15 protein-coding genes are annotated in these 15,578 nt (G+C 71.6%); 6 read left to right on the top strand and 9 right to left on the bottom strand.

Annotation, left to right across the window (positions count from 1 at the left end):
* Positions 1-20: 20 nt before the first annotated feature.
* The 4 genes from ACFYPN_RS13195 to ACFYPN_RS13180 form a co-directional block, all read right to left on the bottom strand.
* Positions 21-737: a phosphoadenylyl-sulfate reductase gene (locus tag ACFYPN_RS13195; RefSeq protein WP_389298120.1), complete on the bottom strand. Its 717-nt coding sequence runs from the start codon at positions 735-737 to the stop codon at positions 21-23.
* On the bottom strand, positions 734-913 hold the full coding sequence (locus ACFYPN_RS13190; protein ID WP_358756179.1) for a hypothetical protein: 180 nt from the start codon (positions 911-913) through the stop codon (positions 734-736). Before ACFYPN_RS13190 ends, ACFYPN_RS13195 begins: the two co-directional genes overlap by 4 nt.
* Positions 910-2,607, bottom strand: a complete 1,698-nt coding sequence (locus ACFYPN_RS13185) for a nitrite/sulfite reductase (RefSeq protein WP_358756181.1) — start codon at positions 2,605-2,607, stop codon at positions 910-912. Before ACFYPN_RS13185 ends, ACFYPN_RS13190 begins: the two co-directional genes overlap by 4 nt.
* A 112-nt stretch (positions 2,608-2,719) precedes the next feature.
* Positions 2,720-2,803 carry a putative leader peptide gene (locus tag ACFYPN_RS13180; RefSeq protein ID WP_328723604.1) on the bottom strand — a complete coding sequence of 28 codons (84 nt, stop codon included), beginning with the start codon at positions 2,801-2,803 and terminating at the stop codon, positions 2,720-2,722.
* Between the two features lie 318 nt (positions 2,804-3,121).
* Between ACFYPN_RS13180 and ACFYPN_RS13175 the strand changes: the two genes are divergently transcribed.
* The gene (locus ACFYPN_RS13175; protein ID WP_389298118.1) at positions 3,122-4,492 is read left to right on the top strand and encodes a hypothetical protein; all 1,371 of its coding nucleotides are present in this window, start codon (positions 3,122-3,124) and stop codon (positions 4,490-4,492) included.
* Between the two features lie 285 nt (positions 4,493-4,777).
* Here the strand turns inward: ACFYPN_RS13175 and ACFYPN_RS13170 are convergent, their stop codons facing one another.
* The 3 genes from ACFYPN_RS13170 to ACFYPN_RS13160 all read right to left on the bottom strand — a co-directional run bounded on the left by ACFYPN_RS13170 (position 4,778) and on the right by ACFYPN_RS13160 (position 8,780).
* Entirely contained in the window at positions 4,778-5,389 is a 612-nt protein-coding gene (locus tag ACFYPN_RS13170; protein WP_358756185.1) for a GNAT family N-acetyltransferase, read from the bottom strand.
* Between the two features lie 128 nt (positions 5,390-5,517).
* The gene (locus ACFYPN_RS13165; protein WP_358756186.1) at positions 5,518-6,822 is read right to left on the bottom strand and encodes a GAF domain-containing protein; all 1,305 of its coding nucleotides are present in this window, start codon (positions 6,820-6,822) and stop codon (positions 5,518-5,520) included.
* 314 nt (positions 6,823-7,136) lie between these two features.
* Complete coding sequence (locus ACFYPN_RS13160) at positions 7,137-8,780, bottom strand: acyl-CoA dehydrogenase family protein (protein ID WP_358756188.1); 1,644 nt, start codon at positions 8,778-8,780, stop codon at positions 7,137-7,139.
* Between the two features lie 17 nt (positions 8,781-8,797).
* Here ACFYPN_RS13160 and ACFYPN_RS13155 point away from each other — a divergent pair, with 17 nt between their 5' ends.
* Positions 8,798-10,009, top strand: coding sequence for a YihY/virulence factor BrkB family protein (locus ACFYPN_RS13155; RefSeq protein ID WP_389298115.1), 1,212 nt, complete (start codon positions 8,798-8,800; stop codon positions 10,007-10,009).
* Positions 10,010-10,124: 115 nt separating this feature from the next.
* Here the strand turns inward: ACFYPN_RS13155 and ACFYPN_RS13150 are convergent, their stop codons facing one another.
* Positions 10,125-10,790 (bottom strand): HSP18 transcriptional regulator, encoded by a 666-nt coding sequence (locus tag ACFYPN_RS13150; RefSeq protein ID WP_358756192.1) that lies wholly within the window; start codon positions 10,788-10,790, stop codon positions 10,125-10,127.
* Positions 10,791-10,936: 146 nt separating this feature from the next.
* On the opposite strand from ACFYPN_RS13150, the gene ACFYPN_RS13145 reads away from it, so the two are divergent.
* The 4 genes from ACFYPN_RS13145 to ACFYPN_RS13130 all read left to right on the top strand — a co-directional run bounded on the left by ACFYPN_RS13145 (position 10,937) and on the right by ACFYPN_RS13130 (position 14,647).
* Complete coding sequence (locus tag ACFYPN_RS13145) at positions 10,937-11,371, top strand: Hsp20/alpha crystallin family protein (protein ID WP_358756194.1); 435 nt, start codon at positions 10,937-10,939, stop codon at positions 11,369-11,371.
* A 271-nt stretch (positions 11,372-11,642) separates the two neighbouring features.
* Positions 11,643-12,086 carry a DUF2267 domain-containing protein gene (locus ACFYPN_RS13140; protein WP_358756196.1) on the top strand — a complete coding sequence of 148 codons (444 nt, stop codon included), beginning with the start codon at positions 11,643-11,645 and terminating at the stop codon, positions 12,084-12,086.
* Positions 12,087-12,309: 223 nt separating this feature from the next.
* The gene (locus ACFYPN_RS13135) at positions 12,310-13,224 is read left to right on the top strand and encodes a LysR family transcriptional regulator (RefSeq protein ID WP_358756198.1); all 915 of its coding nucleotides are present in this window, start codon (positions 12,310-12,312) and stop codon (positions 13,222-13,224) included.
* Positions 13,225-13,420: 196 nt separating this feature from the next.
* On the top strand, positions 13,421-14,647 hold the full coding sequence (locus tag ACFYPN_RS13130) for an acetyl-CoA C-acetyltransferase (RefSeq protein ID WP_389298113.1): 1,227 nt from the start codon (positions 13,421-13,423) through the stop codon (positions 14,645-14,647).
* A gap of 92 nt (positions 14,648-14,739) precedes the next feature.
* Here the strand turns inward: ACFYPN_RS13130 and ACFYPN_RS13125 are convergent, their stop codons facing one another.
* Positions 14,740-15,396, bottom strand: a complete 657-nt coding sequence (locus ACFYPN_RS13125; protein WP_389298112.1) for a chaplin family protein — start codon at positions 15,394-15,396, stop codon at positions 14,740-14,742.
* Positions 15,397-15,578 lie beyond the last annotated feature (182 nt).

Genomic DNA, 15,578 nt, shown 5'->3' with positions numbered 1-15,578 from the left:
TATCTCCTGATCAGTCGTCATCAGCCGTGCAGCCCGCACTCGGTCTTGCCCCGCCCCGTCCAGCGGCCGGCGCGCGCGTCCTCGCCCTCCAGCACCCGGCGGGTGCAGGGCGCGCAGCCGACGGAGGCGTAGCCGTCCATCAGCAGCGGGTTGGTGAGCACCCCGTGCTCCAGCACGTAGGCGTCCACGTCCTTTTGTGTCCACCGCGCGATCGGCGAGACCTTCACCTTGCGGCGCTTCGCGTCCCAGCCGACCACGGGGGTGCTGGCCCTGGTGGGGGACTCGTCCCGGCGCAGCCCGGTCGCCCAGGCGCTGTATCGGGTCAGGCCCTCTTCGAGCGGCTTCACCTTGCGCAGCGCGCAGCACAGGTCGGGGTCGCGGTCGTGCAGCTTCGGTCCGTACGCGGCGTCCTGCTCGGCCACCGACTGACGAGGTGTCAGCGTGATGACCTTCACGTCCATCACCGCCTCGACCGCGTCCCGGGTCCCGATGGTCTCGGGGAAGTGGTAGCCGGTGTCCAGGAAGACCACGTCCACGCCGGGCCGGGCCCGGGAGGCGAGGTGGGCGACGACCGCGTCCTCCATCGAGGAGGTGACGCAGAACCGCTCGCCGAAGGTGTCCGCCGCCCAGGTCAGGATGGAGAGCGCCGAGGCGTCCTCCAGCTCCCGGCCGGCCCGCTCGGCAAGTTCCTCCAACTCGGCGTCGGTGAGCCCGCCGTCCCGCAGGGTGTCCGTCATGTCCGTTCCCCTTCACCGTCGTTGCGCAGCAGCCCCTGGGTCAGCAGGCCCAGGAACTTCAGCTGGAACGCGCGGTTGCAGGACGCACATTCCCAGGCGCCGTGCCCGGTCTCGTGCGGGCGCAGGTCCTCGTCGCCGCAGTACGGGCAGTAGAACGGCGCAGCTCGCTCGCTCATGACAGCGACTCCGCCGTGGCCCGCGCCGCCCAGGTGGCGAAGCGCTCGCCCTCTTCGCGCTCCTCCTGGTAACGGCCCAGAACCCGCTCGACGTAGTCCGGTAGCTCGGCCGAAGTGACCTTGAGGCCACGGACCTTGCGGCCGAAGCCGGCCTCCAGGCCGAGCGCGCCGCCCAGGTGTACCTGGTAACCCTCGACCTGGTTTCCCTCGGAGTCCAGCATCAACTGCCCCTTGAGACCGATGTCCGCAGTCTGGATACGGGCACAGGCGTTGGGGCACCCGTTGATGTTGATGGTGAGCGGCTCGTCGAACTCCGGCAGGCGCCGCTCCAGTTCGTCGATGAGCGAGGCGCCGCGCGCCTTCGTCTCGACGATCGCCAGCTTGCAGAACTCGATGCCGGTGCAGGCCATGGTGCCGCGCCGGAAGGAGGAGGGCCGCACGTGGAAGTCCAGCGCCTCCAGTCCCTCCACCAGCGAGTCGACCTGGTCCGGAGCCACGTCGAGGACGAGCATCTTCTGCTCGACGGTGGTGCGCAGCCGGTCCGAACCGTGCGCGGCCGCGAGGTCCGCGATCTTGGTGAGCGTGGAGCCGTCCACCCGGCCGACACGCGGGGCGAAGCCGACGTAGAAGTTTCCGTCGTTCTGCCGGTGCACACCGATGTGGTCGCGCCAGCGGGAGGTGGGTTGCGCGGGGGCGGGGCCGTCGAGCAGGGGACGCTTCAGGTACTCGTCCTCCAGTACCTGCCGGAACTTGGCGGGCCCCCAGTCGGCCATCAGGAACTTCAGCCGGGCGCGGGTGCGCAGGCGGCGGTAGCCGTAGTCGCGGAAGATCCCGACGACTCCGGCCCACACGTCGGGCACCTCATCCAAGGGCACCCAGGCGCCCAGACGTTCGGCGAACCTCGGGTTGGTGGAGAGTCCGCCGCCGACCCAGACGTCGAACCCGGCACCGTGCTCGGGGTGTTCGACGCCGACGAAGGCGATGTCGTTGATCTCGTGGACCACGTCCTGCACCGGTGAGCCGGAGATCGCGGTCTTGAACTTCCGCGGCAGGTTGGAGAACTCCTTGCTGCCGATGTACCGCTCGTGGATCTCGTCCACCGCCGGCGTGCCGTCGATGATCTCGTCGTCCGCGATGCCCGCCACCGGCGAACCGATGATCACGCGGGGGCAGTCGCCGCATGCCTCGGTGGTGGAGAGCCCGACGGCCTCCAGCTTCTCCCAGATCGCCGGAACGTCTTCGATGGCGATCCAGTGCAGCTGGATGTTCTGCCGGTCCGTGATGTCCGCGGTGCCGCGGGCGTACTGCTGGGAGATCTCACCGATCACCCGCAGCTGGGCGGAGGTCAGCCGACCGCCGTCGACGCGTACCCGGAGCATGAAGAAGCGGTCGTCCAGCTCCTCCGGCTCCAGCACGGCGGTCTTGCCACCGTCGATCCCGGGCTTGCGCTGGGTGTAGAGCCCCCACCAACGCATGCGTCCCCGAAGGTCGTTCGGGTCGATCGAGTCGAAGCCGCGCTTGGAGTAGATGTTCTCGATGCGTGCCCGCACATTGAGAGCGTCGTCGTCCTTCTTGAACTGCTCGTTCCCGTTGAGGGGGGTGTAGTGCCCCATCGCCCACTGGCCCTCGCCGCGGTGGCGTCCGGCCTTGCGGCGAGGTGTGGTGGTCGCAGGCTGTTCAGGGGTAGCGGCCATGACAATACGTCCTTCGGGACTGCGGGAGGGCGGCTCTGAGCTGCGCACTCGCGTGGACGCGGTGGTGCGACGGGGCTTGCAGAGAAGAGGGAGCGCGGCGGTGCTGGGACTCTCAGCCCGCCGGACAGATGGCGCTGGACATGCGGCAGAGGTCGACGTGGCGTCGACTCACCAAGGCAATTCCAGTTCCAGGCATGACGGAAGCCTGTCACGCGTATCTCTGGCCAGTCCACACCTATCCACCATCCGGACGAGATCGTCTCGCTTCGTGAGACTTTGTGGCCTGCGTCACGCGTATGCCCACCCTCGGGCTCCGATCCGTCACCCTCTATGTCTCAAAGGTGCCGAACTGTGCGGAAGCCGGCTCCCGGGTCAGGGGTACGGCTGTCGGCTGGACGTCGTCCGGTCCCGCCGAAAACGTGAGCGCGGCGGATGACCTTGTCATGTGACGATCACTGCGGCGCGCCGGGGCAGCCGACGCGTCACTCGTAGCACCACAGCTTGGGGAGTGGCAATGAAACTGTTATCCGCTGGAGGTCCGGTACGTCTCGGCGCCGGCGTCGCCGTCGCGGTGGTGACCGGCCTGCTCGCCGTCGGCCTCGCCGCACCCGCGTCCGCCGACGAAGAACTGCCGCAGACCGACCAGTTGTGGGTCAACGAGCCCTACGAGCAGACGCTGCCGCTCGCCGTCGACGGCGGTCAGGCGGAATCCCGCGAACTCGGTGTCGGCATCTACCACGACAACGACAACTTCACCGTGACCGACGGCAGGCTCACCGTCGACGCCTCCGGCCTCACCGGAATCGCCGAGGTGACCTGGCCCGACAACTGCACGCCGAGCGGCGCGAGTGCGGTGTGCGACATTCCCGTGGTGCCCACGATCGGGGCCGACTACGAGGACCAGGTGTCCCTGACGGTGCGCGCGGCGGACGGCGCCGTGGCCGGAGCGCAGGGCCGGATCACCTACGGGGCGACGGCCACGGGCGGCCCCGACGGTACGCTCACCGCGCCCAACGGGAGCTTCGACACCACACTCACCGTCGGTGCCGGACCCGACCTCGCCATCGACCCGATCGCGGGCGTCGGGGCCGGCCGCCCCGGCGACGAGCGGACGATCCCGCTGAAGATCACCAACAACGGCAACCGGAGCGCGAACGGATTCTCCGTCCGCCTCTACGCCTCGTACGGCCTGACGGACCTGACCCGGTATGACGCCTGCACGTATACGACGACGGACGGCGAGGAGTACGCACCGCTGAACGACGTGGTCTGCGCGTTCGGCGACGTGCTGGCACCGGGCGACTCCTTCGTGCTGCCGGAGCCACTGACCGTACGACTCGCCCCGCACGCGCTCCACGAGCGGCTCGACATCGACGTCGAGCCGGGCGACGGCGTACAGGATCTCGACTCCCAGGACAACTACACCGTGCTCCAGATCGGCGCCGAGAACACCGCGGACTTCTCGGTGAGCGGTGACACCGTCTCCGGTGCGGCGGGCCAAACGGTCACGGCCGAGCTCACGTTCAAGAACAACGGGCCGGCCTGGTTCGGCAACCTCGGGTCCGGTGACCCGGTGGCCGCGGTCCGGCTGATCGTGCCCGAGGGCACCAAGGTCACCGGCGTGCCCGACGGCTGCACCCCGCGCACCCTGACCGGTGGCTACTACCCGCAGCAGACGGGCGCCCCGCGCTACGACTGCGAATTGAACTACTGGGTGATGGAGAACACCCAGCACACGTTCGCGTTCTCCGTGCGCGTCGACACCGTGGTGCCCGGCGCTACCGGAGCCGTGAGCATCCACCCGATGTTCGGCGAGTTCGGTGCCCACCCGTTCGACTTCGACCCGGACGTCACGAACAACACGGCTGTCCTCGCCGTGAACTGACGGTACGTCGATGGCCGTGTCCGACGACACGAGGTGCCGTGCCGGGGCACCGCCCGCCCGGTGGGATCGTCGGACACGGCCCGACCGGTGCCGCGACCGGCGAGGTCTGCCGGGCGCGGCAATAAGGGCTGTCCCGCAATTCGTGGTGGATCAGTGCGCGGCGTCGGATGCGGCGCATCGCAAGGCGGAGGGACGTCCACATACTGGATGTATGTGGACGTTCCGACAACGCGGCGAGGCGCCGTAGCTGTCGTCGCGCACCCGCCAGGAATTGCGGGACAGCCGTTAGGCGCGCGCCCCCGGCCACGGCCCCGGCGCCGCGACCTCGTACTCCTGGGTGACCTTCGTGTCGAAGAGCCGGAACCCGCGGCGCTGGTAGTTGGCCAGGGCGTGCGGGCCGTCCAGCGAGCAGGTGTGCACCCACACCCGGCGGGTTGCGGGACGTTCGGCCCACCGCTCGGCGAGATCCCAGGCGCGCGAAGTCCCCAGGCTGAGCAGATGCCCACCGATACGGCGCCCCCGGAAAGCAGGGAGGAGCCCGAAGTACATGATCTCCACGACGCCGTCGTCCTGCGGGTCCAGCTCGATGTACCCGGCCGGCGTCCCGCTCACGTACGCCACCCACGTCTCGGCCCCCGGCCGGTCCACGATCTCCTGCCACTGCGCGTACGTCAGGGCGAGCCGGTCCGTCCACCGGACGTCCCCGCCCACCGCCGTGTAGAGGAAACGGCTGAACTCCGGCGACGGCACCTCCGCACGGACGATCCGCACATCGCCGTCCGGGGCCTTCGCGGGCACGAGATCGGTGGGAGCAGTCTGCTCCAGGGACCAGGTGGTCACCTCGGTGGTGGGACCGGTGGGACCGTTGGGAGCAGTGGGGCGATCGGGGCTGTTCATGGGCGTCAGCGAACCATGAGGGCCACCGGACGGAGGCGGGGGGTCCCCCGGACGCGCCGGAGAACCGGACCTCTCGACCCAAGCGGGCACACGCGCCGCGTCGCTCGGGGGCCGCCCGGCGCGCCCCCTCAGGCGCTCCCCGCCGACGCCCTGGCCCGTACCACCACCGGTGCGGTCGAGTGCGGCAGCAGATCGGCCGGTTCTTCCGGGTGGACGATCTCCACGTCGACGCCCTCCCGGAAGCGGTACGGGCGGTGGGCCAGCACCTCCGCCAGGTGGCGGCGCATCCGCGAGATCTCGGCGCGCACCGTGACCGTCCGGGTGCCGTCGCCGAAGATGTCCCGTGCCAGCTCGGAGGCGGTACACCCCTCCTTGTGCAGCGCCAGCGCGTACAGCATCTCCGCGTGCCGCGGCGAGAGGCGCTGCGTCCAGGTCCCCACCGGCCCCGCCACGTGCACCACCGGCTGCCCGGGCCGCCCCAGGTCCAGCACCACCCGGCGCGGCGGCCCGTCCGAGGCATTGGTGGACGCCCCGTCCACCACCTGGACAAGCCAGCCCCCGGGCAGCGGCTCCACCCGGCACATCCCCAGCGACGGGAACCACGCCCGGCCCGGGGTGAGTGACTTGGGCAGCGGCAGGCGGTCCACCGGCGGCATCCCGGCCACCGCCGCGAGCCACCCGTGGGTGTCCACCGCGAGGGCCCGGCCGCCGATCCGGCAGAGGATCGGCGCGGCCACCGACCGCAGCCGCTCGATCGTCGCCAGATGACGGTTGCGTATCTCGCTCTCGGCGAGCTTCGCCACCGAGTCCACCAGGGCGAGCGTCGCCGGGTGGAAGGTGGACTCCGGACCGCTGATGTCGACGATGCCGATCAGCCGCCCGTCACGCGGGTCGCGCACCGGTGCCGCCGCGCACGTCCAGCTCTGCAGGGCGTGCACGAAATGCTCCGCGGAGTGCACCCGAACGGGGGTACGCGCGGCCAGCGACGTGCCGATCGCGTTGGTCCCTATCACCGGCTCGGTCCACGTGGCGCCCTCCTCCAGCAGGATGCCCTCCGCCCGCCGCATCACGGAACGGTCGCCCTGCCGCCACAGCACACGCCCCTCCGCGTCGCTGACGACCATGATCTGGCGGGTGCCGTCCGCGAAGGCGGCCAGCCCCTCCCGCAGCAACGGCATCACCGTGCCGAGCGCCGTGGCACGCCGCTGGTGTTCGATCTCCTCGGCTTCCATCAACGGCCCGTCCGGCGCCCGCTCCGGGTCAACCCCGCTGCGCAGCACCCGGGACCAGGAAGCGTCGATCTCCGCCCGGGGCGCGGCACGCGGGGGCCGGCCCGACAGCCGGGCCTCGCGGGCCCTGCGCAGCGCGCGCACCGCGTCGGCGGGCGCCGGCCCGGGAGCCGGCAAGGGCGTTCGGGCAGGGCCTGTCTCCATCACAGATCTTCCCCCACAAAAAGGTTCCTCGGCCCCCGGTCGAGGCCCCAAGGTACTCATCCTGTCGCGTGAACGGGTCCGCGCGCCCCACGCGTACGCCCCGCTTGCAACCCTTTGCAACTCTGGCCATGCCTCGGGCGAAGGGTGAGACTGTGGGGACACCGTTCGGTGCGGCTTCGCGCCGGCGCCGCCCGGTGCAGCACTGGCGTGGAGGGTGGTGCCGTGTCGGCGCAGCACCACCCTCCTTCGCTGTGCGCCGTGTTCCCGGGGAGCCCCGCGCACTCAGGGGGTGTCCGGCGGTCGGCCGCCAGCCGTCACGGCGTCTCCGCGTCCGGCCTCGCCCGGGCGACGACGGACGCCAGGTCGAGGGTGTGCGGAAGCGTCCCGAACGCCGACCCCCAGTCGCCGCCGAGCCGCGAGGCGCAGAACGCGTCGGCGACCTCCGGCGGCGCCCAGCGCACCAGCAACGACCCCTGGAGCACCAGCGCCATCCGCTCCACGATCCGCCGGGCCCGCGCCTCCACACCGTCCAGATCGGCCAGTTCGGTCAACAGGTCCTTGATCGCCCCGTCCAGCCGGTGATCTGCTCCCCGCGCCTTGCCGACCTCCCGCAACAGCGCGTCCAGCGCCCTGGGCTCCCGCTGGAGGGCACGCAGCACGTCGAGGGCCTGCACATTGCCGGAGCCCTCCCAGATGGAGTTGAGCGGCGCCTCCCGCAGCAGCCGGGGCATCCCGGACTCCTCGACGTAACCGTTGCCGCCCAGGCACTCGAGCGCCTCGCCGACCACCGCGGTGCACCGCTTGGTCACCCAGTACTTCGCGGCCGGGACGGCGAGCCGCAGGAACGCCCGCTCCTCCTCGGTGTCCGCGTCGTACGCGGCGGCCAGCCGCATGCCCAGCACGGTCGCCGCCTCCGACTCCAGCGCCAGGTCGGCCAGCACGTTGCGCATCAGCGGCTTCTCGATCAGCAGCCCGCCGAACGCGCTCCGGTGGGTGCTGTGGTGGATCGCCTGCGCCACGGCCTGCCGCATCAGCGCGGCGGAACCGACGACGCAGTCCAGACGGGTCGCCGCGACCATCTCGATGATGGTGCGCACTCCCCGCCCCTCCTCGCCGACCCGGCGGGCCCAGGTCCCGTCGAACTCGACCTCGCTCGACGCGTTGGACCTGTTGCCCAGCTTGTCCTTGAGCCGCTGGATCGCGAACGTGTTCCGGGTGGCGTCCGGCAGCACCCGCGGCACCAGGAAGCAGGTCAGACCGCCCGGCGCCTGGGCCAGCACCAGGAAGCCGTCCGACATCGGGGCCGAGCAGAACCACTTGTGCCCGGTGAGCAGGTACTCGCCCTCGGCGGCCAGCGGTTCGGCCGCGGTGGTGTTGGAGCGGACGTCCGTGCCGCCCTGCTTCTCGGTCATCCCCATCCCGAAGAGGACCCCGGGCTTCTCCGTGGGGGGCCTCAGCCCCTCCTCGTACACGTGCGAGGTCAGCAGCGGCTCCCACACGGCGGCGAGCGCCGGATCGGTACGGAGCGCGGGCACCGCCGCGTGCGTCATCGACAGCGGGCAGCCGTGCCCCGCCTCGGCCTGCGTCCATACCAGGAAGCCCGCCGCCCGCCGCACGTGGCCGCCCTCCCGGCCCCACGCGTCGGTGAGCCCGGCGGTCACCGCGTGACCCAGCAACCGGTGCCAGGCGGGGTGAAATTCGACCTCGTCGATCCGATGTCCGTATCGGTCATGGGTGCGTAGTTTCGGCGGATTCTCGTTCGCCTGCGCTCCCCATTCCTGCGCCTGCGCCGAACCGGCCGCCTGTCCCAGCGTGCGCAGCTCCTGCCGTGCCTGGAGCAGGATTCCGGGGGCGAGATGTCGTTCCACCGCTTCCGACAGGGCGCGATCCGCGCCAAAGACGTCGTAGCCGACCAGCGGCGGTACTTGATTGGTCACTGTGTGGGTGGTGGCTGCCATGCCGATACGGTAAGGACGTGCAGGCAGCAAAGGAAACACCCGAGCGGAGATCGAGCCGGCTCCACCGTGCCCGAGTTCTCTACCGCAACGTCTCCAAGCGGCAGATGGTGTGGCATCTGCTCAAGGACACCGTCAACTCGTGCATGGAGTACCGAATTCTCGGGCTCGCCGCCGAGGCGGCGTTCTTCACCCTGCTCTCCTTGCCGCCGCTGCTGCTCGGCCTGATCGGCCTCCTCGGGTACGTCGACGACTGGACCTCCACCACCACGGTCGCCTCCATCGAGCGGAACATCCTCGACGCCGCGCAGACCGTCCTCTCCGAGCGAGGCGTCAACGACTTCGCCAAACCGCTCCTGGACGACATCACCAACGGGGCCCGCCCCGACGTCATCTCCATCGGCTTCGCCATCGCCCTGTGGTCCGGCTCCCGCGCGGTGAACGTCTTCGTCGAGACCATCACCGTCATGTACGGACTCGACGGCCAGCGCGGCATCGTCAAGACCCGCCTGCTCGCCTTCCTGCTGTACGTCGTCGCCCTGCTGCTGGGGGCCGTGGTGCTGCCCCTGCTGGTGGCGGGTCCGGACCGGGTGGTCGAGCTGGTCCCCTGGGGCACCGAGGTCCTCGCCGTCCTGTACTGGCCCCTGGTCATCCTGCTGACCATCGCCTTCCTGACCACCCTCTACCACGTGTCCGTCCCCGTGCGGTCGCCCTGGATGGAGGATGTCCCGGGGGCTCTGGTGGCCCTGGGAATGTGGGTGATCGGCAGTTTCGTCCTGCGGTTCTACCTGACCAGCACCGTCGAGGGTCCGACGATCTACGGATCCCTGGCCGCTCCCATCGCCGTACTCCTGTGGATCGGCGTCTCCGCCTTCGCGGTGCTCGTCGGGGCGGCGGTGAACGCCGCCATCGACCGGGTGTGGCCGTCCATGGCCACGGCCGCGGCCCGCGAGGCCAACGACCTCGCCCGCGCCGCGCAGGCCGCCGAGTTCGTTGCCCGGACCCGGCCCTCGGCCTGGGCGATGTACGCCGACGACGAGGACGGCACGGACGAGGGCGGCGACATGCCCTCGGAGTACCCGGAACGCTGGTCCCGCTTCCTTCCCCCGGACGACCTGAGGTCCCGGCTGCACGCGGCCTGGGACAAGGACGCGAAGAAGCCGGAAGAGCGCAGGGACGCAGCCGACGGGCAGGTCGGCGGCTCCACCTGGAAACCGGGACCCCCCAAGTAGGACCGGCGGAGAGGGCGCCCGGACCGTCCGTCGGCGGGCCGCTCGTGCCATCGGGCGGACGACCTCTCTGGCGCGGCCCGTCCGCGAAGGTGCCGGGCGCGCCGCACCCGGTGCGTCACGTGTCGCGCTGGTGGCGAGTGTTCCGGCGGAGTTGCTCGGTGTGCTCGGTCAGGGCGTCGATGCGTTCGGCGAGGTCGGTGTCCTCGGGCCGCAGGTGGGGGCGGGATTCGGTCAGCGGGCGGATGAGCCGGGCCGGCTCGTGGTGCGCGAGGGCCCGGTTCAGCTCGTCGACGGCGCTCGCGGCGCCTTCGGGCAGCCCGGTGAGGGCGGTGACCCGGCCGGCGAGCCGGCGGAGGTCGGCCGCGTGGTCGCGGGCCCACACGGTGACCGTGCGGTCCGCGGCACGGGTGGTGCGGGTGGCCTGGACGCGTTCTTCGCCGGTGCTGCCGGCCGTGCCGGGGCGCTGGCGCAGGTAACGGCGTTCGGCGGCCTGCCGACTGGCGACTCCGAGCGGACCGGCGAGGTCGGCCCAGCTCGCCCCCCGGTCGCGTGCCGTCTCGATCAGCCCGCTCTCCCAACCGGCGAGCTGCTCCCGGACCTCGCGCAGCACCAGCAGGGCGGCGAGGGCCGGGTGGGGGCCCGCTTCGGGTACGGGCCCCGCGGCGTCCGCCGGCGCGTCCCGCGCGTCCCTGACGGCCCGGTCGATGACCTCCAGCGCCGCGGCGGCGGCCAGGAAAGGGACAGGGGAGTCCGGCCCGGCGGTGCCGTGAGCGTCATTCATCGCGATCTCCCTGCGTCGGTCATCCTGCAGCTCCTGTCACCCTCTGGATGACATCGTGCTTGTCATCGTTTCGATGACATGTTACAACGGATGCACCTGGAAGCGCATTGGCAGTTCCTGCCTGAGCCAACTGGAGGTGTTTCGCAATGTTGATGCGCACTGACCCCTTCCGCGAGATGGACCGCATCGTCCAGCAGCTGTCCGGCACTTCGGGGACATGGTCGAAGCCGTCCGTGATGCCGATGGACGCCTACCGGCAGGGTGACTCCTACGTGATCGCCCTCGACCTCCCCGGAGTTCCCCCGGAGGCGATCGACGTCGACGTCGAGCGCAACATGCTGACCGTCAAGGCCGAGCGCAGGCCCGCGGAGCGGTCCGAGGGCGTGCAGATGGAACTGTCCGAGCGGCCCCTCGGCGTCTTCTCCCGCCAGATCATGCTGGCCGACACCCTCGACACCGAGCACATCGAAGCGGAGTACGACGCGGGTGTCCTGACCCTGCGGATTCCGATCGCCGAGCGTGCCAAGCCGCGCAAGGTCACCATCGGCGGCCGGTCCGACCAGCGGCAGATCTCCGGCTGAACCGTCCGGCACCCGCGGCGGAGGACGGGACACCCGCTTCCTCCGACCCCGACCTCCGCCCGGGAACACCCGGCCCGACGGCGGCCCCGACACAGCCCCTGAGCCGGCGCGCACCCCCGACCGGGGCCCGTCCCTCCGGCGCCCCTTCCCGACGGCGCTCCTTCCCTCGCGCGTCCATCCGCTCCTCGGGGGTACCGCACGAGCCGACGCCCACATCGGTTACAGCCCCGTCCCGTTGCCGAGCCTCGAACAGAAAGGCAAGCACCGCGTCATGCACGACCAACTCCGAGCGAACCCGACCCCTGCGGCCATGACCTTCGAGCAGATGCTCGAACGTGTCCGCGACGAGGGTGCCTACCCCACCCTCGAACGCGCCGAGGAAGTCGTCCACACCGTCCTCGCCGCCCTCGGCCGCCAGGTCGGCGGCGGCGAACGGGTCGACCTCGCGCAATGCCTCCCCGTCGAAGCCGCGCTCACCCTCAGCGGGCAGATCCCCGCCGGACAACGGCTCACCGGGTGGGACTTCGTCGCGGACCTGGCCGCCCGTACCGGCACCACCCCGGCGACGGCGCGCTGGGACACCGGAGCCGTACTCGCCGTCGTCGCCCGCCTCGCCGGCCCCGATCTCCTCGGCCGGGTCCTCCGCGGGCTCCCCGGCGGATACGCCCTCCTCTTCGGACAGCCCGAACTGCGCCGCCCCCGAACCCCCGCGTGACCTCGGAGAACCCCGCTCGAAGCACGGGGGCGGGACCTCCTCGCCCCCGGAGCGAACGCCTGCCGGTGACCCGCGACGCGGGGCGGCGACGCCGGAGAGCCGCGCACCCATCCAGGAGGAAGGACGGGAGGACCCTCTGGAGAGGTGCGGACAGCCCTTAGTCTCGTGGGCGGGACCGTGCTGCTCCGGATGCCGGGCCGGCCGCTCCGGACAGGGGAACGCCGTGGAACTGCGCCATCTGATGGGCTTCGTCGCTGTGGCCGAGGAACTGCACTTCGGCCGTGCCGCCCGACGGCTCCGGATGGCCCAGCCACCCCTCAGCCAGCAGATCCGCCGACTCGAGAAGGAACTCGGCGTCCAGCTCTTCGAGCGGAGTACCCGCTCCGTGCGGCTGACCAGCGCGGGGGAGTCCTTCCTGGGCCCCGTGCGCGAGGTCCTGGCCGGAGTGGAAGCCGCCGTCGGTGTCGCCCGCGCCGCCGGGCGGGGTGAGTACGGCAAGGTCACCATCGGCTTCGCCGGGGCCTCCTCCCACGAGACCCTGCCGAGACTCACCCGTGCCGTCCGGGCCGCCCACCCCGGCCTCGAACTGGTCATGACCGGTCAGACCTACGCCAACGTGGCCCTGGCCCGGGTCGCCGACGGCTCGCTCGACCTCGGGTTCGTCCGGCTGCCGGTGAGCGCTCCGGGCGTCGCCCACCGGGTGATCGGCGAGGAGGAACTCATCTGCGCGCTCCCCTCCGACCACCCGCTCGCGGCTCTGCCCGCCGTGCCGCTCGGCGCACTCGCCGACGAGCCGTTCGTCTCCTTCCCGGCCGACGCGGGCTCCACCGTCCGGGACGCGATGGAACAGGCCTGCGCGGCGCACGGGTTCACCCCGCGCGTGGTGCAGGAAGCCCCCGACTCGTACACGATCATGGCGCTGGTCGCGGCCGGGGTGGGCGTGACCCTGACCGTCAGCTCCTGCGGACACATCCAGCAGAACGGACTCGTGCACCGCCCCCTCGCCGGGCCTCCCGTACGCCGGTACACCGCGCTCGCCTGGCGGGAGGACAACCCCTCGGCCGCCCTGCGCGTGGTGCTCGCCGTGGCCTCGGAGGCGTTGCCGACACCGCCCGAACGACCGGCCACGACCGATTGAGACGTCGAGCGTCCTGAAGCAGGGCCATTTCGGTATTGGACCGACTCAGTCGCGGGGTGCGAGGGTCGTGTCGGGCACGGAACGCGCCGGGCCCGCGCCGCCGGCACCCGCGCAATGCCGCAGGTCCCCACGCGCCCCGCCGTACGCGCGCACGCCGCCCCGGCCCGTGAGCCGTACCCGCACCGAGAGGCACCCCGTGACCGACCCGCTCGACGTCGTCGTCTGTGAACCGCTGCGCACCCCGATCGGCCGATTCGGCGGCGCCTTCGCGCGGTCGACCCCCGCCGAGCTCGCCGCACGCGTCATCTCCGAACTCGTCGCGCGCACCGGCATCGACCCGGAGCGGGTCGACGAAGTCATCCTCGGTCACTCCTACCCGACCGCCGAGGCACCCGCCATCGGCCGGGTGGCCGCACTCGACGCGGGGCTGCCCGTCACCATCACGGGCACCCAGATCGACCGGCGCTGCGGTTCGGGTCTCCAAGCCGTACTGGACGCGGCGATGCAGATCCGCGCCGGCTTCAGTGAGGTCGTGATCGCAGGCGGGGTCGACGTCATGAGCGCCGCCCCCTACTACACCCATGACGGCCGCTGGGGCATCAAGGGCCCCGGCCTCCAGCTCCACGACTCCCTCGCACGCGGCCGGGCCACCGCCGGCGGCCTCCACCACCCCGTCCCCGGCGGCATGATCGAGACGGCCGAGAACCTGCGCCGGACGTACGGAATCAGCCGCGAGGACCAGGACGCGCTCGCCCTGAGCTCCCAGCGACGCGCCGCCCGTGCCGCCGCCGAGGGCCGCTACGACGCGGAGACCGTCCCCGTCACGGTCCGGACCCGCAAGGGTGAGCAGACCGTCACCGCCGACGAGCACCCCCGCCCCGAGACCACCGCCGAGCAACTGGCCTCACTCCGACCGGTGATGGGCAAGTCCGATCCGGAGGCGACGGTCACCGCCGGCAACGCCAGCGGCCAGAACGACGCGGCTGCCGCCTGCCTCGTCACCAGCGCCGCCACCGCCGAGCGCCTGGGCCTGACCCCGCTGGTGCGGCTGGTCTCCTTCGCCCGCGCCGGCGTCCCCGCCGCGACCATGGGCATCGGCCCGGTCCCCGCCACACGGACGGCGCTGGAGCGGGCCGGCCTGACGCTCGCCGACCTCGACCTCATCGAGATCAATGAGGCGTTCGCCGCCCAGGTGCTCGCGTGCACCCGCGAGTTGGGGCTCGGCGAGAAGGACCACGAGCAGCGGATCAACGTCAACGGCTCCGGTATCTCCCTCGGCCACCCCGTCGGCGCCACCGGCGCCCGCATCCTGGCCACCCTCAGCCGGGAGATGCACCGCAGCGACGCCCGCTACGGCCTGGAGACCATGTGCATCGGCGGCGGGCAGGGCCTCGCCGCGATCTTCGAGCGGGTCGCCGTCTGACGGGACAGCCCTCAACTCGACATGACGGAAGGCCCGGTCGGGAAGCGGCGTCCGCTCCCCGACCGGGACAGCCCTTGGCTGTGCGCCGTACGTCAGTTGCGTGCGTCCCGGGCGCGGCGCATCAGCAGCACCCCGCCGAGCAGCATCGCAGCGCTCGTTCCGGCCGCCAGGCCGGTACCGGCCGCGCCGGTCTCGGCCAGCTCCGGCGGAGCCGGCGCCACGGGCGTGTCGGACGGCGGGACGTCGGCGGGCGGGGCATCGACCGGCGGGACGTCCACCGGGGGGACGTCGACGGGCGGTTCGTCGACGGGCGGGTGGTCCACCGGCGGGTTGTCGACGGGAGGGTGTTCGACCGGCGGGTGGTCCACCGGCGGGTTGTCGACGGGAGGGTGGTCCACCGGCGGCTCGTGCACCGGCGGCTCGTCGACCGGCGGATGGTCGACCGGCGGGACGTGAACGGGCGGCTTGGCCGGCGGCTCGACCACCACCGGCGGCGCGGCGGGAGTGCTCGTGTTGGCGCAGGTGTTGCCGAACGCCGGGTTGAGCAGCGCGATGACGTTCACCGTGTTGCCGCACAGGTTGACCGGGACGTGGAGAGGGACTTGGACCACGTTCCCGGACGCCACGCCGGGGGAGCCGACCGCTGCGCCGGACGCGCCGGCGTCCGCGAACGCCTGCCCTCCGGCGGCGGAGATGAGCCCCGAGGCGGCGGCGATGAGCAATGTGCTTTTCTTCAGAACCTGTCGCATTTCCTGCTCTTCCTTGGAAATTTCCGTATGACTGGACTCGCCCGAGGAATGCTGGACGGGCGTCACTGTGCGACCGGGGCCGGAGACCTTGGCGGAACAGACGTCCCACGTGCGCGCTGGATAACAGCCCTAACGACGCGGGCCCGTCATGGAAACTCAGAAGGCGCAGGGGAAAATGGCAT

It is taken from the genome of Streptomyces sp. NPDC005576, from assembly GCF_042871745.1.
Classification (GTDB): domain Bacteria; phylum Actinomycetota; class Actinomycetes; order Streptomycetales; family Streptomycetaceae; genus Streptomyces.
This window is presented reverse-complemented; position numbering and strand designations above follow the sequence as displayed.